The sequence below is a fragment of the Sphingopyxis sp. C-1 genome (assembly GCF_001047015.1).
Taxonomy (GTDB): domain Bacteria; phylum Pseudomonadota; class Alphaproteobacteria; order Sphingomonadales; family Sphingomonadaceae; genus Sphingopyxis.
Window position 1 is genome coordinate 2973081 of sequence record NZ_BBRO01000001.1, and the last position, 17294, is coordinate 2990374.

At 63.8% G+C, this 17294-nt stretch carries 21 protein-coding genes; 7 read left to right on the top strand and 14 right to left on the bottom strand.

Going from position 1 to position 17294, the window contains the following annotated elements; genetic code table 11:
- The 4 genes from SC1_RS13970 to SC1_RS13985 are packed head-to-tail and all read right to left on the bottom strand — an operon-like array spanning nucleotide 1 to nucleotide 3360.
- The gene (locus SC1_RS13970) at nucleotides 1-531 is read right to left on the bottom strand and encodes a GNAT family N-acetyltransferase (RefSeq protein WP_062182806.1); all 531 of its coding nucleotides are present in this window, start codon (nucleotides 529-531) and stop codon (nucleotides 1-3) included.
- A complete protein-coding gene (gene fabI, locus SC1_RS13975) occupies nucleotides 524-1351 on the bottom strand; it encodes an enoyl-ACP reductase FabI (RefSeq protein ID WP_062182809.1) in 828 nt (275 codons plus the stop codon). The genes SC1_RS13970 and fabI overlap by 8 nt, the downstream gene beginning before the upstream one ends.
- A complete protein-coding gene (locus tag SC1_RS13980; protein ID WP_083435849.1) occupies nucleotides 1348-2424 on the bottom strand; it encodes a YihY/virulence factor BrkB family protein in 1077 nt (358 codons plus the stop codon). Before SC1_RS13980 ends, fabI begins: the two co-directional genes overlap by 4 nt.
- Nucleotides 2425-2427: 3 nt before the next feature.
- Entirely contained in the window at nucleotides 2428-3360 is a 933-nt protein-coding gene (locus SC1_RS13985; RefSeq protein ID WP_062182812.1) for a DnaJ C-terminal domain-containing protein, read from the bottom strand.
- 161 nt (nucleotides 3361-3521) lie between these two features.
- Here SC1_RS13985 and pdxH point away from each other — a divergent pair, with 161 nt between their 5' ends.
- Both pdxH and SC1_RS13995 read left to right on the top strand, forming a co-directional pair.
- Complete coding sequence (gene pdxH, locus SC1_RS13990) at nucleotides 3522-4100, top strand: pyridoxamine 5'-phosphate oxidase (protein WP_062184215.1); 579 nt, start codon at nucleotides 3522-3524, stop codon at nucleotides 4098-4100.
- The gene (locus SC1_RS13995; RefSeq protein WP_062182815.1) at nucleotides 4097-4915 is read left to right on the top strand and encodes a PhzF family phenazine biosynthesis protein; all 819 of its coding nucleotides are present in this window, start codon (nucleotides 4097-4099) and stop codon (nucleotides 4913-4915) included. The genes pdxH and SC1_RS13995 overlap by 4 nt, the downstream gene beginning before the upstream one ends.
- A gap of 165 nt (nucleotides 4916-5080) precedes the next feature.
- Here the strand turns inward: SC1_RS13995 and SC1_RS14000 are convergent, their stop codons facing one another.
- Nucleotides 5081-6238 carry a serine hydrolase gene (locus SC1_RS14000; protein ID WP_062182818.1) on the bottom strand — a complete coding sequence of 386 codons (1158 nt, stop codon included), beginning with the start codon at nucleotides 6236-6238 and terminating at the stop codon, nucleotides 5081-5083.
- Here SC1_RS14000 and SC1_RS14005 point away from each other — a divergent pair.
- Nucleotides 6237-6656, top strand: coding sequence for a hypothetical protein (locus tag SC1_RS14005; protein ID WP_193749175.1), 420 nt, complete (start codon nucleotides 6237-6239; stop codon nucleotides 6654-6656). The two genes, SC1_RS14000 and SC1_RS14005, sit on opposite strands and share 2 nt — an antisense overlap.
- Here the strand turns inward: SC1_RS14005 and SC1_RS14010 are convergent.
- From SC1_RS14010 to SC1_RS14035, 6 genes are all read right to left on the bottom strand, one after another.
- Nucleotides 6653-6898, bottom strand: coding sequence for a hypothetical protein (locus SC1_RS14010; protein WP_062182821.1), 246 nt, complete (start codon nucleotides 6896-6898; stop codon nucleotides 6653-6655). The genes SC1_RS14005 and SC1_RS14010 overlap by 4 nt on opposite strands.
- Nucleotides 6899-6900: 2 nt before the next feature.
- Nucleotides 6901-7683: an AraC family transcriptional regulator gene (locus SC1_RS14015; protein ID WP_062182824.1), complete on the bottom strand. Its 783-nt coding sequence runs from the start codon at nucleotides 7681-7683 to the stop codon at nucleotides 6901-6903.
- A 224-nt stretch (nucleotides 7684-7907) separates the two neighbouring features.
- Nucleotides 7908-8831 carry an alpha/beta fold hydrolase gene (locus SC1_RS14020; RefSeq protein WP_062182827.1) on the bottom strand — a complete coding sequence of 308 codons (924 nt, stop codon included), beginning with the start codon at nucleotides 8829-8831 and terminating at the stop codon, nucleotides 7908-7910.
- 854 nt (nucleotides 8832-9685) lie between these two features.
- A complete protein-coding gene (locus SC1_RS14025; RefSeq protein ID WP_062182830.1) occupies nucleotides 9686-10570 on the bottom strand; it encodes a pirin family protein in 885 nt (294 codons plus the stop codon).
- Nucleotides 10570-10938 (bottom strand): cupin domain-containing protein, encoded by a 369-nt coding sequence (locus tag SC1_RS14030; protein WP_238586700.1) that lies wholly within the window; start codon nucleotides 10936-10938, stop codon nucleotides 10570-10572. Before SC1_RS14030 ends, SC1_RS14025 begins: the two co-directional genes overlap by 1 nt.
- 2 nt (nucleotides 10939-10940) lie before the next feature.
- The gene (locus tag SC1_RS14035) at nucleotides 10941-11219 is read right to left on the bottom strand and encodes a BolA family protein (RefSeq protein WP_370568746.1); all 279 of its coding nucleotides are present in this window, start codon (nucleotides 11217-11219) and stop codon (nucleotides 10941-10943) included.
- An 82-nt stretch (nucleotides 11220-11301) separates the two neighbouring features.
- On the opposite strand from SC1_RS14035, the gene SC1_RS14040 reads away from it, so the two are divergent.
- The 3 genes from SC1_RS14040 (at nucleotide 11302) to cobS (ending at nucleotide 13425) form a co-directional block, all read left to right on the top strand.
- A complete protein-coding gene (locus SC1_RS14040; protein WP_238586701.1) occupies nucleotides 11302-11895 on the top strand; it encodes a J domain-containing protein in 594 nt (197 codons plus the stop codon).
- 10 nt (nucleotides 11896-11905) lie between these two features.
- Nucleotides 11906-12343, top strand: a complete 438-nt coding sequence (locus tag SC1_RS14045) for an ester cyclase (protein WP_062182836.1) — start codon at nucleotides 11906-11908, stop codon at nucleotides 12341-12343.
- 92 nt (nucleotides 12344-12435) lie between these two features.
- Entirely contained in the window at nucleotides 12436-13425 is a 990-nt protein-coding gene (cobS, locus tag SC1_RS14050; RefSeq protein WP_062182839.1) for a cobaltochelatase subunit CobS, read from the top strand.
- Nucleotides 13426-13429: 4 nt separating this feature from the next.
- Here the strand turns inward: cobS and SC1_RS14055 are convergent, their stop codons facing one another.
- The gene (locus SC1_RS14055) at nucleotides 13430-14491 is read right to left on the bottom strand and encodes a DUF5694 domain-containing protein (RefSeq protein WP_238586702.1); all 1062 of its coding nucleotides are present in this window, start codon (nucleotides 14489-14491) and stop codon (nucleotides 13430-13432) included.
- A 166-nt stretch (nucleotides 14492-14657) separates the two neighbouring features.
- Here SC1_RS14055 and SC1_RS14060 point away from each other — a divergent pair, with 166 nt between their 5' ends.
- On the top strand, nucleotides 14658-15851 hold the full coding sequence (locus SC1_RS14060; protein WP_062182843.1) for an alpha/beta hydrolase: 1194 nt from the start codon (nucleotides 14658-14660) through the stop codon (nucleotides 15849-15851).
- Nucleotides 15852-15855: 4 nt separating this feature from the next.
- Here SC1_RS14060 and SC1_RS22570 read toward each other — a convergent pair whose 3' ends face one another.
- Nucleotides 15856-15987, bottom strand: coding sequence for a hypothetical protein (locus tag SC1_RS22570; protein WP_274520260.1), 132 nt, complete (start codon nucleotides 15985-15987; stop codon nucleotides 15856-15858).
- Entirely contained in the window at nucleotides 15984-17177 is a 1194-nt protein-coding gene (locus SC1_RS14065) for an MFS transporter (RefSeq protein ID WP_202966800.1), read from the bottom strand. Before SC1_RS14065 ends, SC1_RS22570 begins: the two co-directional genes overlap by 4 nt.
- Nucleotides 17178-17294 lie beyond the last annotated feature (117 nt).

Sequence of the window (17294 nt, forward strand, 5' to 3'; positions counted from 1 at the left end):
CTATCCCATCCGGCCGAATGCGGGTGCATATTCGGCCCGTCCGCCTAGCGGCCAAGCCGCGCCCGAGTCCAGCATCATCGCCATGAAATGCGGTCCGGCAAAGGGCGATGCGAAGCGCGCGGCGAGGCCCGGCGAATAGCCGAAACGCGGGTAATAGCTTTCGTGACCGAGCACGAAGCTTATGCCCACGCCTTGTTCGCGGAGTTTCTCAAGCCCGGCGCGGATCAGCGCGGCGCCGATACCCTGCCCTTGCAATCCTGGCACAACCGATACCGGCGCAAGACCGGCACCTACTAGCGCGGCGCCATCGGCCTCGACCTCCATCCGGCTGAACAACATATGCCCGACGATCGCGCCACCCCGTTCAGCAACGAGCGAGACGAGCGCATCGCCGTCCGCCTCGATCATGCGTACGAGTTCGGCTTCGCCCTGATGGCCGAAGTCCGTTCCCGCAAACGCGGCCCGGATAATCGTGTCGACAGCCTCGGCATCCGTCGCCGTCGCGGCGCGGATGCCGATTTCGTCAGACAAGCGAGATGTCCGGCGCGTCTTCCTGTTTCATCCCGACGGTGTGATAACCCGCATCGACATGATGCGTTTCGCCGGTAACGCCCGAGGAGAGATCGCTGAGCAGATAGAGCGCCGATCCGCCGACATCGTCGATGGTGACGTTGCGGCGCAGCGGGGCGTTATGCTCGTTCCATTTCAGGATCAGGCGGAAATCGCCGATGCCCGATGCAGCGAGCGTCTTGATCGGCCCGGCTGAAATCGCGTTCACGCGCACGCCCTGCGGGCCGTAATCATTGGCGAGATATTTGACGCTGGTTTCCAGCGCCGACTTCGCCACGCCCATGACGTTGTAGTGTGGGATCACCTTTTCGGCGCCATAGTAGCTGAGCGTCAGCAGCGAGCCGCCGCCATTGCCCGTCTCTGGATCATAAGGCGTCATCATCGCCGAGGCGCGCTGTGCGACTGCGGTGAAGCTGTAGACGCTTATGTTCATCGTCATCAGAAAGTCGTCGAGCGTGACGTCGGCATAATGGCCGCGCAGCGCTTCCTTGTTGGTATAGCCGATCGCGTGAACGACGAAGTCGATCGTCGGCCAACGCGACGAGAGCGTCGCGAACGCCGCATCGAGATTGTCCATATCGGACACGTCGCAATCGATCAGGAAATCGCAGCCGAGTTCGTCGGCGAGCGGCTTCACCCGCTTCAGCATCACGTCGCCCTGGTACGAAATCGCGAGTTCGGCACCCGCGCCGTGCAGCGCCTTGGCGATACCCCATGCCAGCGACTTGTCGTTCGCGAGGCCCATAATCAGCCCGCGCTTGCCAGTCATCAGACCCGTCATTTTTTGTCTCCGGTCTTTTCAATAATCACATCGTCGACGCGCCCAATAGCGTCGTGGCCCAAATCCTCAACCTCGACGAGCGCGGCGTTGAGTTCGGCGCCCATCACCATACCCAATCCGACGAGATAGAAAAAGAAGAGCGCGACCATCACACCCGCGAGGCTGCCGTAGGTTGCGTCATAGCTGAGGAGGCTGGCAAGCAACGGCGGCAGAGCGAGCGTGACGCCGACCCACCAAAGCGTCGTGAACAGCGCGCCCGGCCATTTCGGGAATTGCCGCCGCCGGTATTTCGACGGCGTAAGGCTGTAAAAGAGCATATAGATTGCGAGGAACAGGCCAAAGCCCGATACCCCGCGCGAGATCAGCACGATGCCGAAGGATTGATATCGCTCGGGCAGCACACGGGTCACGAACTGTTCGACGCCGACGATCAGCACCTGCATGCTGAAGGATAGCAGCATCAGGACGACCGCGCCGGTAATGATGCCGATCGACAGCAGCCGGTAGTGAAAGAAACCCTTGCTGAAATGCGTGCCATAGGCGCGGCGGAGGATATCGCGCACCGTTTCGATCAGGCTGCCGACGGTCCATAGTGCGACGAGCGCACCAAGCCACAGGAAGATGCCGGTACGTGCCGTCATGACTTCACGGATGGGTCCCGAAAGCGCCTTTGCGACAGTGGGCGGCATCGTCGAGAAAACCGCCTCGATGGCCGCCTCGCCCCCGACGCTGCCGCCGAAGATCGACAGCGCGGCGGCGAGCAGGATGAAGAAGGGGAAGAGCGCGATCAGCGCAAGATAAGCAAGATTGCCCGCATGGATGAAGCCGTCGGTGTAGGTGCCGACGACGACGCGGCGCACGATCCGGTACGCGCGGGTACCGGGCGCCAATTGCTCACGCCCGCGATGGATCAGCCCTTCGGCGCGCGCGCGCAGCTTGACGCGTTTGGCGCGTTCGGCCCGCGCCTCGGGCGAGTGCGGCGAATGGCCCTCGGCCAGAAATTCCTTGCCGACCTCTTCGGCGACCTCGCGCTCAAGCGCGGCGACGATCTTTTTCTCGCCGGCGTCAGCCACGCATCACACACCCAGCTCCGCACGCACGTCGCGCGGATCGTTCCATTCGCTGAGCAGCTTGACCAGCGCCTCGTCGTCGGCGGGCAAATCCACCATCAGCCGGACGAGCTGGTCGCCGCGGCCGCCGCTCTTCTGGCTGAAGCCCTTGCCCTTGAGGCGCATCACCTTGCCCGACGAGGAACCGGCCGGGATCGACAGCATCACCGGGCCGTCGACGGTCGGCACCTTGATCTTCGCGCCCTTGACCGCCTCGTTCAGCTTGACCGGCAGGTCGAGGCGGATGTTGGCGCCCTCGCGCACGTAAAAGGGATGATCCTTGACCGTGATCGTCACGATACCGTCGCCGGTGCCGCCGGGTCCTGGCTGCCCCTTGCCGGCAAGGCGCATCTGGGTGCCGGTCTCGACCCCAGCAGGCAATTTCAGGTCGATCGTCGCGCCGTCGGAAAGCGCGATGCGTTGCGGCGCCTGCGTCGCGGCATCGACGAACGACACCGACAGGCGATAGGCGACGTTGGCGCCCTTTTGCGGCGGTGCGCTGCGTCCGCCGAAACCACCGAACGGCCCGCCGCCGCCGCCGCCGCGACCACCGAACAGACCCTCGAAAATATCGCCGAAATCGGCGCTCTCGTTGCCGAAACCGCTGAAACCGCCCGGACCCGTACGCTGATCGCCGCGGAAACCGCCGCCACCGCCATAACCATAGGGCATCGCGGGATTGCCCTCGCCATCGATTTCGCCGCGGTCATATTGCGCGCGCTTCGTCTTGTCCGACAGCAGGTCATACGCCTTGGTCACGTCTGAGAATTTCTCCGACGCCTTTGGGTTGTCCTTGTTCTTGTCGGGGTGCAATTCCTTGGCGAGCTTGCGGTACGCGGATTTGATTTCCGCTTCGCTTGCACTCTTCGCAACGCCCAGGGTGGAATAGGGATCGGCCATTTTGCTCCTGTAGCCCGATAAGTGACTGGGCGTGAAGCCCGATTGCACGTCGATGTGGTAATGTGCCGCTGCAGGTCAAGTTCCGCGCAAGCAAAGCCCTCCCCTGCGGCGGAGGGCTTATTGCTTGCTCACCGCCAACTGCTCGCATTATGACCGCGCGGATGAGCGACGATCCCTTTGCCCTGTTCGATAGCTGGTTCTCCGAAGCGCGCGCCAGCGAACCCAATGACGCCAATGCGATGGCACTCGCGACGACGACGCCCGACGGACATCCGTCGCTTCGCATGGTCTTGCTGAAGGGGCATGGTCCCGACGGCTTCATATTTTACACCAATCTCGACAGCCGCAAGGGCGGCGAGCTGGCGGCGAACCAGCATGTCGCGCTGCTCTTTCACTGGAAATCGCTGCGCCGGCAGATTCGTATCGAAGGTGCGGTGACGCCCGTCGACGACGCGATCGCCGACGCTTATTTCGCAACGCGCAGCCGCGACAGCCAGCTTGGCGCGTGGGCGAGCGACCAGTCGCGACCGCTGGATAGCCGCGAGACGTTCGAGGCGCGCTTCGAAGAAATGCAGGCGCGGTTCGAGGGGCAGGACGTGCCGCGTCCGCCGCGCTGGTCGGGCTGGCGCGTTAATCCTTCGGCTATCGAGTTCTGGCAGGATCGCGCACACCGCCTGCACGAGCGCACGCAGTTCCGGCGCGCCGGAGAGGGCTGGACGAAAGGATTGCTGTATCCATGAGCGCTGCACGCCGCCTTCCGATCACGCAGGTCGACGCCTTTGCCGACCGTCCCTTTACCGGCAATCCCGCTGCGGTCATGCCGCTCGAGGAATGGCTAGACGATGCGACGCTGCAGGCCATCGCGGCCGAGAACAACCTCGCCGAAACCGCCTTCCTCGTTCCCGACGAGAGCAACGAAGCCGATTATGAACTGCGCTGGTTCACCCCGACAATCGAAGTCGCCCTGTGCGGCCATGCGACGCTCGCGAGCGGGCACGTCCTCTTGTCGGCGGCGCAGTGGCGGAACGACATGCATTTTCGCACGCGCAAGGCCGGCCGCCTGACCGTCGCGCGCAACGGCGACGACGGGGGTTACCGGATGAAACTGCCCGCCTATCGCCCGGAGGCGAAACCGATGCCCGACATCGTGCGCACGATGGGCGGCAATGTGGTCGAAACGCTGTGGCATGACGGCGGCTATGCGCTGATCGTCTATCACAGCGCCGAAGAGGTTCGCGCGCTGACCCCCGATCTTGCGGCGCTGAGCAAGGGCGACATCCTCTATATCGCGACCGCGCCGGGCGGCGGCGATGTGTCGGACGCCGACGTCGTCAGCCGCGCCTTTGCACCTGGCGCGGGCATTCCGGAGGATCCGGTGACGGGATCGGCACACAGCGTGCTGACGCCCTATTGGACGACGCGCCTCGGCCGCGACCATTTCGCCGCCTATCAAGCGAGCGCGCGTGGGGGCCATGTCGGCTGCCGCCTCGACGGCGACATGGTCGAGCTGACGGGCACCTGCGTCACGACGGTGGTTGGCGACTTTTTGCTGTAAGGCAGGTTTCGACCCGAAGCCGTCTATCTGTCATCGTCACCCCGGGGCTTGACCCGGGGTCTCGCTTGATACCGATACCGGTGAATGCTCCAAAAGCGGGATCCCGGGTCAAGCCCGGGATGACGGAAGTGGAGTAAGGCAACCGCAGCTCCCCACCCCGAACCCTCAAAGCGCCGCCGTCAGATCCGCCAGATGCCGACGCAGCGCGGGGAACTGGTCATCGGTCGTGATGCCCAGCCGCACGATGGTCAGCCGCTGCGACGGCGAGACGATGATATATTGCCCCTGATGCCCGATGCACGCGAACAGGTCGTTCGGGCCGCGATCGGGCCATAACGCCGGCGTCACGCCCGCGGGCCGCTTGCGGTTGAGCCAGATATGGCCGCCATAACCCGCATCGTTCGCCGAGGGCGTGAGCATGAATTTTATCCAGGTTTCGGGCAACAGCCGCTGGCCGTCCACGACGCCGCCATTGCGCAGGAATTCGCCGAACCTTGCATAGTCGCGCGCGGTCGCGTGCATGATCGATCCGCCGATCATCGTTCCGCGCGCGTCGAACTCGGGCGTCAGGCTGGTCATGCCGAGCGGCTCGATCAGCCGGCCGCCGATGAAATCGCGCATCGCATCGCGGCGCGCATCGGGGTTCCGCGACGGGGTCAGCGTATCGGCGATTATGTCCGACAGGATGACGCTGGTCGCCGAACTATAGTTGAAGACCTCGTCGGGCTGTGCCGCCGCAGGTTTCGCTTCGGCGAAGCCCGCCATGTCGCCCGCACCGCCGCCGAACAGCATCGCGACGGTGTCGCCCTGCCAAACCGGATCGCCACTTTCGACATGCTCCAACCCCGACGACATATGGAGCAGGTTTCGAAGCGTAATCGCGCCGCGCGGGTCTCCGCTACGTTGCCAGGCCGCGACCGGCGCCGGGCCGTCGAGCGACAATTGCCCATCGGCGACGAGAAAACCGGTAAGCACCGCGGTGATGCTTTTTGCCATCGACCAACTGATCAGCTTCGATTCGGGACCGAAACCCGCGGCGTAACGCTCATAGATCGGCTCCCCGTCGCGGAGTATCAGAAGCGCGCGCGTCTGACCGACGTCGTCGACATCGGCGAACAGCGCATCGGCATGCGCGCGGCTGGCGGCGGGCAGCGCAGGCAGGGCCCGCGGCGTCTCTACCGCCGCCACGCCGTCAAGCGATGCTCCGAACTTCGGTGCAGGCGAGGCGGGCGCCATATTCCCCTGCCCTGCCGCCTGCGTCAGCGACCAGACGCCGAGCATCGCGAGGGCAGCACTTGCCAGCAGCCGTTTTTTCGTGATCATGGATCAAGTGAATAACATCAATCCGACCGGGCCGACAACGGGCGAGACGCCAGCCGCCGTGCCGCCGCCCGTGGCCCCCGCCCCCTCGCCGAAGAAACAGAGCCGCTGGGGCGGCTGTTTGCCGTGGGCGATCGGGCTTGCGGTGCTGCTCGCAATTTTCGCGATCTGGAAATTTCCGTCGTTCAAGGCGCAGGCCGAACTCGGCTCCGCCTATGCCGCGCGGGTCGGTTGTTCGTGCCGCTATGTTCAGGGCCGCAGCCTCGAAAGCTGCCAGAGCGACTTCGAGCCCGGCATGGAAATGATATCGCTGAGCGAGGATCCCGCGACCCGGACCGTAACCGGCAGCGTGCCGCTGCTCGCCTCGCGCAGCGCGCGCTATGCTGGTGCCAGCGGCTGTTTGCTACGCCCCGAGAATTAGCGCGAGAAACGGCGCGCGAGCAGCGCGACCGCTGCCGGCACGCCGAAAACGACCAGCGCGATCCCTGCTTCCTCGGCCCAGCCATAGCCCGCATGGAGCACGCCGACGAGCATATTGCCGATCGCGACGAGCAGCCACAGGACGAGGAACAGGCGCGTCGCGCGCGCGGCATCCCCGATCGTCAGGCGCAGCAGGATCAACAGGCCCAGCCCGGCCAGCAGCATCATCACCGTATGCGACATATTTACGCCTCCCCCTCCGCTTCGACGATATAGGATCGATGCCGGCGGCGCCACTCGCCCGGCGACATGCCAATCTTGCGGCGGAAGATCGCGCAGAGATGCGCATGGCTCGAAAATCCGGTCGCGAAGGCTATTTCGGCGATCGAGAGCGGACGGTTCATCAGGAACCAGCAGGCGTGACGAAGCCGCTGCCGCAGCACATATTGCGCGGGGGTCCGCCCGGTCGCGCGCGCGAAATGGACGATCAGGCTGTTCACCGACATGCCGGCCTCGGCTGCCATATCCTCGACGGTCAACGGCACTTCGAGCTGTGTCTGGATGAAGGCCATCAGATCGTTGATGCGCTGGGCAATCGCGGGCGTCTCGGCACGACCGGCCATATTCTCGACGGTCCTCGCAAGGATCGCGGTCAGCGCATCGCCCGCCAAGGCATCGCCCGCCAACAGCGCGCGGACCAACGCGGCGAGCGCAAGGTCATGATGAGCGGCCAGCGCCCGCGTTTCGGGCGCTATGGTCAGCCGCGAGGTCGGAATTTCGACTTCGACCATACGGACCGCGCCGCCCTTTGCCGACGCGCGATAGGTCTGGCCCGCGGGGATCAACCACATTTCGCCGGGCAGCGGATCGCCGAGCGAGGTCCGCCGATCACCCTGCCAGGTTTCGAGCCAGTGATAGCTCCCTGCCTCATACAGGATCAGCACATGGACATCGCGTACGATCGTCCAGTTCGACGGGCCATCGATCCGGTCAACGATCGCGGCGACCCTGAGTTCTCCCACTTCCATCGCATGAGTATGGCAAGAATGGGAAAATGTGAAAGCCTGCTATATTGCGCAATAATATGGTTAAATCGCCCCACCCAAAGTCCTCGGCCCTAGTCGCAGCCGAGACAAAGAGGTGTGGGTGAGACCATAGACGCGTGCCCCAGACACGCAGACAAAGACCCCCCCGACGGCGGGCGGCGCGATCGCCGCCCGCCACTTTTTTTCGAACGAAACGATGGCCTTGTTTATTTGGCAGCGAGAAATTCATCCATCGCATGGTTGACCGCATCAGGCGCGTCCCATGGCACGAAATGTCCGCAGTCCGGAACTTCGACGATCGTCACATCGGGAACAAGCTCTTCGATGCCGTCAAGATTGCACGGCGGCAGCGCGACATCGTCGAGTGCCCAGATGACGAGTGTGGGAATGTTGAGTTTCGGGAACGGCGCCGCGGGTGGTTCGGCATAAGGTTCATTCATTGCGGGAACGATGGCCGGCGAACCGCGATACCAGTTGATCATCGCGCGGCACGCGTCGCGGTCCTCCCAATCCTTGAGCAGGCGGGCAATCTCGTCAGGGGGCTGAACCCCGCCGCTCGGCACGCGTCCTTCGAAAGCATGGGCCAGGATTCCGGCGATGCCATGGTCCTCGATGATCGCATCGCTCGCGGAATCGCGGAAGGTGCGAATATATTGGCTCGCGGCGCGCTGACCCTCGTTCGTCAGGAGAAGTCGCTGAAATATCCCGGGGTGCGGCGCGTTGGCGATGACCGCGCGCGTGACGCGCCCCGCCCATGCCGGATGCAGCCCGCCCGGCTGGCCGCCCAATGCAACACCCCATGCGATCGCGCCGCCCCAGTCGTGACCGACGACGGTGAAATTATCGACGCCAAGCGCATCAGCGAGCGCGAAAATATCGGCGATCAGCTTGTCGGGGGTGTAGGATTCGACGTCCTGTGGCTTCGACGACCCGCGATAGCCGCGCTGGTCGGGCGCGATGCAGCGAAAGCGGTCCGCGAAGTGCGGCAGTTGGTGGCGCCAGGTGCGATGCGATTCGGGAAAGCCATGGAGAAAGATCAGCGCCGGAGCATCTTTCGGGCCCATATCGACGACGTCGAGTTCGACCCCGGTCGAAAGCATCACCCGCTGCTGCTCGAAATCGCCGATCATCCATTCCGCTCCTTTGGTTTCTTTTCAAAACCAATCTGGCGGGGATTGGGGAGCCTGGCAAGCTGCAACAAAAGGCGGGGCGATTGGGCGAAGGAGACGGGGAAACCCGGCGCGACGGTTTTGGGGTGGGGAGCGGACGTTTGCTACTATGTTGTACCCCGGCGAAGGCCGGGGCCCAGGGCTTTAGAAAGCCGAGCTGTGCGGATTGCCGCCCTGGACCCCGGCCTTTGCCGGGGCACATATTGCCGTCGTTAGTTTCCGGTCGTTTCTTCGCTCTCGTCATCCCGGGCTTGACCCGGGATCCCGCTTTTTGACGCACTCACCGGCTTCGACCTCAAGCGGGACCCCGGATCAAGTCCGGGGTGACGATGATGATGAGGTCTGCAACCGGTCACTTTGAGCTCCGCCCTTTCTCCGTTCGTGTCGAGCGAAGTCGAGACACCCATCGACGAAACGCCCAGCCCGAGGGGCATCTCGACTTCGCTCGATGCGAACGGTTTAGATTGGGTGGAGCGTCCGCTCCCGGTCGTTTTCGGCCGTTCCATCAAGTTCGGCAGCGAATGACCGGATTGGGGTGGTGAGCTGACGTTTGCTACTATGTTGTGCCCCGGCGAAGGCCGGGGCCCAGGGCATTGGAAAGCCTAGCTGTGCGGATTGCCGCTCTGGACCCCGGCCTTCGCCGGGGCACACATTACCGTCGTTAGTTTCCGGTCGTTCTTCGCTCTCGTCATCCCGGGCTTGACCCGGGATCCGGCTTTTTTGCGCGCGCTCCGGATCCGTCTCAAGCGGGACCCCGGATCAAGTCCGGGGTGACGAGGGTGTGGGGGGGGCCGCAATCGGCAGAAAGCGGGCCTCTAAGGATAGCTCACCGTCTTCGGTACTTCGGGGATCGGGATGAATTCCTCGCTGTCGCCAGGGACCAGCGGGAATTTGCGATCCTTCCACTCCGCTTTCGCCTCGTTGATCCGGTCGCGCGACGAGCTGACGAAATTCCACCAGACGTGGCGCGGCGTTTTGAATGCCTCCCCGCCGAGCAGCATCACGCGCGCGTCGGTTTCGGCGCGGAGCGTCATCGCCTGACCGGGCTTGAGGATATAAAGGCTGTAGCGTTCGAGCCGCTCGCCATCGAGGCTCGCGTCGCCGATCGCGACGAGCACGGCGCGTTCGTCGGCCTCCGCATCGATCGGCAGGCTCGCGCCCGCGTTCATCAATATGTCGGCATAGATGGTGGCGCTATGCTGCGTCGTCGGCGCCGTGACGCCCCACAGGCTGCCCATGATGACACGCGCCGACACGCTGCCATCCTCGACCAGCGGCAATTTGTCGGCGGGCACATGTTCGAATGCCGGGTCGATCTCTTCCTTGCCGTCGGGAAGCGCGAGCCAGGTCTGCATACCCGAAATCCCCGAACCGCTCGCGCGTTCGGCCGGCGGCGTCCGCTCCGAATGGACGATGCCGCGCCCGGCAGTCATCAGGTTGCACGCACCCGGACGGATTGTGGCGTAAGTGCCCAGGCTGTCGCGATGATCGATCGCGCCCTCGAACAGATAGGTCAAAGTCGACAGGTTGATATGCGGATGCGGGCGCACGTCCATCCCCTGCCCGATATCGAAATGCGCGGGGCCGAACTGGTCGACGAAAATGAAGGGGCCGACCATCGTCCGCGCCTTGTTCGGCAAGGTACGGCGCACGTCAAAGGCGCCGATATCGTGGGTCGAGGGGGTGATGACGGTAAACATCAGTCGAGCCTTTCCAGCGTCTTTCGGGTCTTTTCGGTATCGACATTGCCGGTGTTGCGCGTCGTGCCGGGTTCGAGCAGGACGACATGACATTCGCCGTCCAGCGCCTCCGGGCAATGTTCGATGCCGTGCGGGACGATGATGAACTCGCCGGGCTCGACGATCACCTCATGGTCGCGAAACGCCATCTTCATCCGGCCGGCGACGACGAGGAAGAGTTCGTCCTCTTGCGTGTGATGGTGCCAGTCGAACTTGCCGTCGAGCTTGACCAGCTTGACCTGAAAATCATTGATGTCGCCGGCGACGCGCGGGTTCCACGCGTCGGGAATTTTCGCAAAGGCATCCGCCAGATTGACCTTGCCCACCATAGTCATTCTCCCGGTGCGGTCGCCCTGATCGCGAGCGCGTGGACGCGCTGGCCCGGCAGGTCGCCGAGCGCCTTGTTCACCGCACGTTGGCGCGCAACGCGGTTTTGCCCCGCGAAGCCCGCCCACTCGATCGTCAGGCTGAAATGCGATTCGCCGCTGCCGTCGTCGCCCATATGGCCGTGATGGCTGGCGCTGTCGTTGCTGAGGATGAAATTTGCGTCGGGAAAGGCTGCGCCAAGCAGGCTTTCCATCTCTTGCTGCACAGGGCCTTTGTTGCTCATGGGGTTGACCATAAGCGCTCCATCGCCAAATTATAAGGCCTCCCAAAGATCAGATCCTCACTCTCGATTCCGAAAGCATATCGTGCCGTCTTCCGCTCGCCCCACCCGTTTTCATGGCCGCGTTCCGCGCCAAGAGCGCTGCGCCGCCCCAGGATGCCGTGAGGCGGGGGAGTTTCGCGCGCCCGTATCGTCGCACCGCTCGCCCGACGGGCCGCCGCCCTATCGCTGGCTGTGCCTCGACCATGTGCGCGAATTCAACGCGGGCTATAATTTCTTCGAAGGCATGAGCGCCGACCAGATCATGGCGGCGCAGTCGCCGACCGCCGGCTGGGAAACCGAAAGCCGCGCCTTTCGCCCCGCCGGCAGCGCCGACCTGCCGCCGCGCTGGGCCGACTTCAAAGACCCGATGGACGCGCTCGGCGCTCGCTTTCGCCAGCGAATGGACGAGGCGCGGCGCGAGGCCCGAAATCCGGGCCTGTCACGCGAAGAACATGACGCGATGCAATTGATGGCCCTGCCCGCCGACGCCGACCGTGCAGCCCTGCGGCGGCGCTATAGCGAGCTTGTCCGCAAATATCATCCCGACCGAAATGGCGGCGATCGCAGTTTCGAAGCGCGGCTGGGTGCGGTAGTCGAAGCCTATCAGTTGCTGAGAAAGAGCAAGGCTTTCGCATAGGAGAGGTACAATGACCGACCTGAACGAAGCACGGATCGAAGTGGTGCGCCGCCATATGGCGCTGGAGATCACGCATGATTGGGACGGCGTCCTCGCGACCTTCGACCATCCACGCTATGAATTAATGGGTCCCGGCACGATCTTCGATGGCGAAGCGGCAGTGCGATCCTATTTCGCTACATCGCGCGAACCCTTCCCCGATCAGGCAAACGAGGTCATCGCGATCGCTGCCGACGAGGGCACGAGCACAGTGCTCGTCGAATTCTGGCTGACCGGCACGCATCTCGGCCCGCTGAAGCTCGGCGTGCGCACGATCGAGCCCACGGGCAAGGCATTCCGCATTCGCATGGCCGCAAGTTTCGAATTCGCCTCCGGCAGCGACAAGATCGTCTGCGAACGTCCCTATTATGACCAGTCGGCGGTGATGAAGGCGCTCGGCCTCCTCTGAAAAGGCGTTGCAAGGCGCAACCCATGACGATACCGCGACGGCGAAGCGCCGCCGCGCGGCGACTCTCCCTGACTTATCGCTGGACAGACAAAATGACCGATATCCCGAACAGCCTTCCCGACCACCATGGCTCGACGCTGCTTGCGGCGCCCGATGTCGAGGTCGATGCACGCGAGGTTTTCGGCGTCGATATCGACATGAAAGTGCCGGCGTTCAGCGAAGCGGACGAGCGCGTTCCGGACCTCGACCCCGCCTATGTCTTTGACGGCGACACGACACTCGCGATCCTTGCGGGCTTCAAATACAACCGCCGCGTGATGGTGCAGGGCTATCACGGAACCGGCAAATCGACGCATATCGAACAGGTGGCAGCGCGCCTCAAATGGCCGTGTATCCGCGTCAACCTCGACGCGCATATCAGCCGCATCGACCTTGTCGGCCGCGACGCGATCGTGCTGCGCGACGGGCAGCAGGTCACCGAATTCCGCGAAGGCCTGCTCCCCTGGGCGCTGCAGACCCCGACCGCGCTGGTGTTCGACGAATATGATGCCGGCCGCCCCGACGTGATGTTCGTGATCCAGCGCGTGCTGGAAACCGAAGGCAAGCTGACCCTGCTCGACCAGAATCGCGTAATCCGTCCGAACCCGCATTTCCGCCTGTTCTCGACCGCGAACACTGTCGGCCTCGGCGACACGAGCGGGCTGTATCATGGCACGCAGCAGATCAACCAGGGCCAGATGGACCGCTGGAACATCGTCGTCACGCTGAACTATCTGCCGGCCGCTACCGAAAGTGCGATCATCCTCGCCAAGGTTCCGAACACCGACGAGACGACCGTCGCCAATATGGTGAAGGTTGCGGATCTGACGCGCCAGGGCTTCATCAACGGCGATATCTCGACCGTCATGTCGCCGCGTACGGTGATCAGCTGGGCGCAGAATACCGCGATCTTCAACAATATCGGCTTCGCCTTCCGCCTGAGCTTCCTCAACAAATGCGATGAGGCCGAGCGGATGATCGTCGCCGAATATTATCAGCGCGTCTTCGGCGAAGACCTGCCCGAAAGCGTCGTCGCCCGCTAAGCGGTCATTTCAATATGGTCGCGGCGTCCACCAGCCGGACGTCGTGCATCATATTGAGATAGGCTTCGAAATAGCCCTTGTGCGATGCGCCGACGATCGCGAGCGTGCGCTCTCCGGGCCGAACCGCCATCGCGGCGCGGATGTTCGCGACCATGCGCAAATTTCGCGTCTCCCACCAGCCGGTGTAACGGCGTCCATATTTCTGGGGACTGGTATCGGCCAGCGCGGCGCCAAAATCGCTATCGAACGCCAGCCGCATCGTCGCAGGGTCGTTATAGTCGCGATAGAGCGCAAGCACGCCGGCGCCGTCCAATTTTGCCGCGACCGCCTTGTCGGCGGCGATCCGCTCCTTCACCGCCGGATTGTCCCAGATCCGCTGGAGCGCCGCGCCATAACCCGGATCCTTGTCGAGCGAGGCAGTGACGGCGTCGGCGCTATGATCGTCGGTCGCATACACGCGTTCGAGCCCCAGCCGCGCCGCGAGCGCGGCGCCGATCAGGAAATTCTCGTTACGCCCGGTGATTGCCTTGTCGAGCACCGCGACAAGCGTGGCGTCGAGGCCGTCGCCGGCGCGCCGTTCGCTCGGCGAAAGCCGCAGCCACTGGACGAGCGCCGATGGCCGCTCGCCCCCCGCGAGAAACAGCGCGGCGAGGCGGCGGCGATCGGCGGGCGTCGGGTTTGGGGGCCAGGCGCCGAGCAACCTGTCGGCCTCGACCGTCGCCGCCACCATATCGAGCCCAACGATCTTTTGCGCCGAGCTCGGGTCCCAGCAATAATCCGCCGCGCCAGGATAGAGCGGCTTGTAGCGGATCAGCAGTTCGCAGTCGGTGCCCGAAAGCCCCTCGATCGTGATGATCGCCGGCTTCCATTCAGCTAGGCGCACCAGCAGCGGATCGAGGCTTTCGGGTTTGAAGCTGTCGGGCAGTTCCGACAGATGCGGCGTGCCGAGCACGAGCAGTTCGCCCGGCGTTCCCGCGACATTATCCCTAAGCTGGCGTGGGTCGAACGGCGGTGTGTAAGCTGCGGGCGCGGCCATCGTCAGCAGCAAGGCGGTGAAAGCCGTCACGAAATCCTCCCCTGTGAACACACCGAACGAACGGCGCTGGACAGGGATAGGCGAAGTGTATTATTCGATCAACACTCTTTGCCGGATCGATTTTCCGACTTCCCATGCCCCCTCCCCTCTGCCAGCGTCGCGCGATGTGTCAGGTTTTTCAAAGATGAAGCCCTCCATGCGATCGAAATCCCTGCTCGCCGCACTCGCGCTTGTCCCGCTCAGCGGATGCAGCATCGCGGCGGTCGATTATGGCAAAATCCGCCACGCGGACTATGTCGCCGACCCGCGCTGCACCGCGCAGCCGGGCGCCGTAGTCGATGGCGAAGCCTTGCCCTATTTCTTCGCGACGAGCCGCCTCCCGGACTGCCGCACACCCGAGATCGAACTGCTCCGCCATCGCGGCGACCATATGCGCTACGGCCGCTTCAACGCCCCGCGCGAAGTGATTGTCGGCAAGAAGAAAAAGCTGCTCGCGCCGCTCGCCTTCCAGACCTCGGCCGAATGGTGGCGCGCGCTGCAGGCGGAGACCGACCGCAAGCAGGGGCGCGTCCTGCTCTATATCCACGGCTACCGCGAAAATTTCTCGACGACGTCCAAGGACGCGGCGCAGATCGCGCGCATGACGGGCTTTGACGGGCCGATCATCGAATATAGCTGGCCGTCGCAGGGCAAGATATTGAGTTACGTCGTCGACGAGACGAACATGTATCACGACGTCCGCAATTTCCGCGATTTCCTGAAGTCGCTCGCCGAACAGACATGGGTGAAGGAGATCGTCGTCGTCTCGCACTCGCTCGGCGCGCGATTGGTGATCCCGGCGATTTCCTATGTGGATCGCACATCGAGCAGCGCCGACAGCAGCAATATTTCGAACATCATCCTCGCCTCGCCCGATATCGACCGCGAGACATTCGAACGCGATATCGAGGAGGAGGTCCTGTCGGCGCGGCGCGTCGCCAATAACCGCCGGATCACCGTCTATACCTCACGCGCCGACAAGGCGCTCGCCGCGTCGCGTGCGATTCACGGCTATCCGCGACTTGGCTCACCCTATTGTTTCGATCCGTTCGAGGCGGCCGAGCTCAAGGCCAAGGGATTGCCCGAGCGCTGCTACCCCGTATCGCGCCCCGGCCTGACCGTAATCGACACGACCGATGTGTCGCGCGGATCGACCGGGCACAGCAATTTTCTGCGCAGCGGAGTGGTGTGCTGGGACTTCATCGACGTCGTCGCAAACAAGCGTACGCGGCCCGAACGGGTCGCGACTCAATGGGCGCATGTGTTCCGCCTGCTTCCCGATCCCGTGATACCCAAGAATGGCGACGACGCGATCTGTCAGCGGACGCCCGAGGTCGAAGAGCCGCAGTGAGGCCCTAAAAGCCGCACATGATGGCGAAGTTGGTCAACCAGACGACCGGCCCCTCGCCCGTCCACAGCCACAAACCGCCCGCCGCGACAGCCAGGAAGAGCGCGAGCGCGATCCAGTCCTGCCGCGCGAGCCTCACGCCGGTTGCAGCCGTTTGACCGGTGCGTCGGCAATCGGCAGGTGGACGATCCCGGCGAAGAGCCCGAGCGCGATCGAAAAGCCCCACGCGATGTTATAGCTGCCGGTGGCGTCGAATATCAGCCCAGCGGTGTACGCGCCGAAGAAGCTGCCGAGTTGGTGGCTGAGGAAGACGATGCCGTAGAGCATCGAGAGATAGCGGATGCCGAAGATGCGCCCAACGATGCCGCTGGTCAGCGGCACGGTGCCGAGCCAGAGGAAACCCATTGCGGCAGCGAAGACGAGCGCGCTCGCATGGCTGAGCGGCAGGAAGAGGAACAGCGCAATAACCGCCGAGCGCGCGGTGTAGAGCGCCGAAAGCACATATTTCTGGCGCAGAAAGTCGCCGGCGCGGCCGAACACATAGGAGCCCAGGATGTTGAACAGGCCGACGAGAGCGAGCACCTGCGCACCGATTTCTATGCCAAGCCCCTTGTCGTCGAGATAGGCGGGCAGATGCGTCGCGATGAAGGCGATATGAAAGCCGCAGACGAAAAAGCCCGCATTCAGCAGCCAGTATCCGCGATGAACGGCCGCCTCGCGCAAAGCCTCGCGGGCGGTCTGTTCTTCCGCCTGCAGCGTCCCGGGCGTATCGGTACGGCCGGAGACACCGATCGCGAGCAAACCACAGAGCGCGACGAGCCCCGCCATGATCCACAAGGTCTGATGATAGCCGATATCGCCAAGCAGCATCGACGCCAGCGGCACGACGAGAAATTGCCCGAGCGATCCGCCCGCGGTGACGATGCCGAACGCGCTGCTGCGCTTTTCGGGGCTGACGACGCGCCCGACCGCGCCGAGCACGACGACGAAGGTCGTCGCCGACTGCGCCATGCCGATCAGCAAGCCGAAACTTATGTGCAGCCCGATCGCGTCGGTCGCAAGCGCCGCGCCGATCAGCCCGAGCGCGTAAAGCAGCGCCCCGCCGAGCACGACGCGGCCCGCGCCATGCTTGTCGGCGAGCGCGCCGACGAAGGGCTGGACGAGACCGAAGAGCAGGTTCTGCAACGCCATCGCGAGCCCGAAGTCGGAGCGGCTGATGCCGATATCGACGCTCATCTGCGGCAGGAAGAGGCCGAACGACTGACGCACGCCCATGGCGAGCGTGACGATGAAGGCCGCGCAGAGGATGACGATCCAGGGCTTTTTCATCGGGGAGAGTGAGGGGGAGGACATGAGGGTGCGGATGCTCTCCCGGCTGCGAGAGGTCAAGCGAGCTTAGCTATGACCGCACTCAATCCGTCTTCCTCGCCCGGATCAAGCCCGGGG

What these genes read in the sequence shown, in the direction of transcription:
- SC1_RS14035 (WP_370568746.1), bottom strand. Translation starts at nt 11,219, where the DNA reads ATGAGCAACAAAGGCCCTGTGCAGCAAGAGATGGAAAGCCTGCTTGGC.
- SC1_RS14015 (WP_062182824.1), bottom strand. Translation starts at nt 7,683, where the DNA reads ATGGAAGTGGGAGAACTCAGGGTCGCCGCGATCGTTGACCGGATCGAT.
- pdxH (WP_062184215.1), top strand. Translation starts at nt 3,522, where the DNA reads ATGAGCGACGATCCCTTTGCCCTGTTCGATAGCTGGTTCTCCGAAGCG.
- SC1_RS14025 (WP_062182830.1), bottom strand. Translation starts at nt 10,570, where the DNA reads ATGTTTACCGTCATCACCCCCTCGACCCACGATATCGGCGCCTTTGAC.
- SC1_RS14065 (WP_202966800.1), bottom strand. Translation starts at nt 17,177, where the DNA reads ATGAAAAAGCCCTGGATCGTCATCCTCTGCGCGGCCTTCATCGTCACG.
- SC1_RS14005 (WP_193749175.1), top strand. Translation starts at nt 6,237, where the DNA reads ATGGATCAAGTGAATAACATCAATCCGACCGGGCCGACAACGGGCGAG.
- SC1_RS14045 (WP_062182836.1), top strand. Translation starts at nt 11,906, where the DNA reads ATGACCGACCTGAACGAAGCACGGATCGAAGTGGTGCGCCGCCATATG.
- cobS (WP_062182839.1), top strand. Translation starts at nt 12,436, where the DNA reads ATGACCGATATCCCGAACAGCCTTCCCGACCACCATGGCTCGACGCTG.
- SC1_RS13995 (WP_062182815.1), top strand. Translation starts at nt 4,097, where the DNA reads ATGAGCGCTGCACGCCGCCTTCCGATCACGCAGGTCGACGCCTTTGCC.
- SC1_RS14000 (WP_062182818.1), bottom strand. Translation starts at nt 6,238, where the DNA reads ATGATCACGAAAAAACGGCTGCTGGCAAGTGCTGCCCTCGCGATGCTC.
- SC1_RS13985 (WP_062182812.1), bottom strand. Translation starts at nt 3,360, where the DNA reads ATGGCCGATCCCTATTCCACCCTGGGCGTTGCGAAGAGTGCAAGCGAA.
- SC1_RS14010 (WP_062182821.1), bottom strand. Translation starts at nt 6,898, where the DNA reads ATGTCGCATACGGTGATGATGCTGCTGGCCGGGCTGGGCCTGTTGATC.
- SC1_RS14020 (WP_062182827.1), bottom strand. Translation starts at nt 8,831, where the DNA reads ATGATCGGCGATTTCGAGCAGCAGCGGGTGATGCTTTCGACCGGGGTC.
- SC1_RS14060 (WP_062182843.1), top strand. Translation starts at nt 14,658, where the DNA reads ATGCGATCGAAATCCCTGCTCGCCGCACTCGCGCTTGTCCCGCTCAGC.
- SC1_RS14030 (WP_238586700.1), bottom strand. Translation starts at nt 10,938, where the DNA reads ATGGTGGGCAAGGTCAATCTGGCGGATGCCTTTGCGAAAATTCCCGAC.
- fabI (WP_062182809.1), bottom strand. Translation starts at nt 1,351, where the DNA reads ATGACGGGTCTGATGACTGGCAAGCGCGGGCTGATTATGGGCCTCGCG.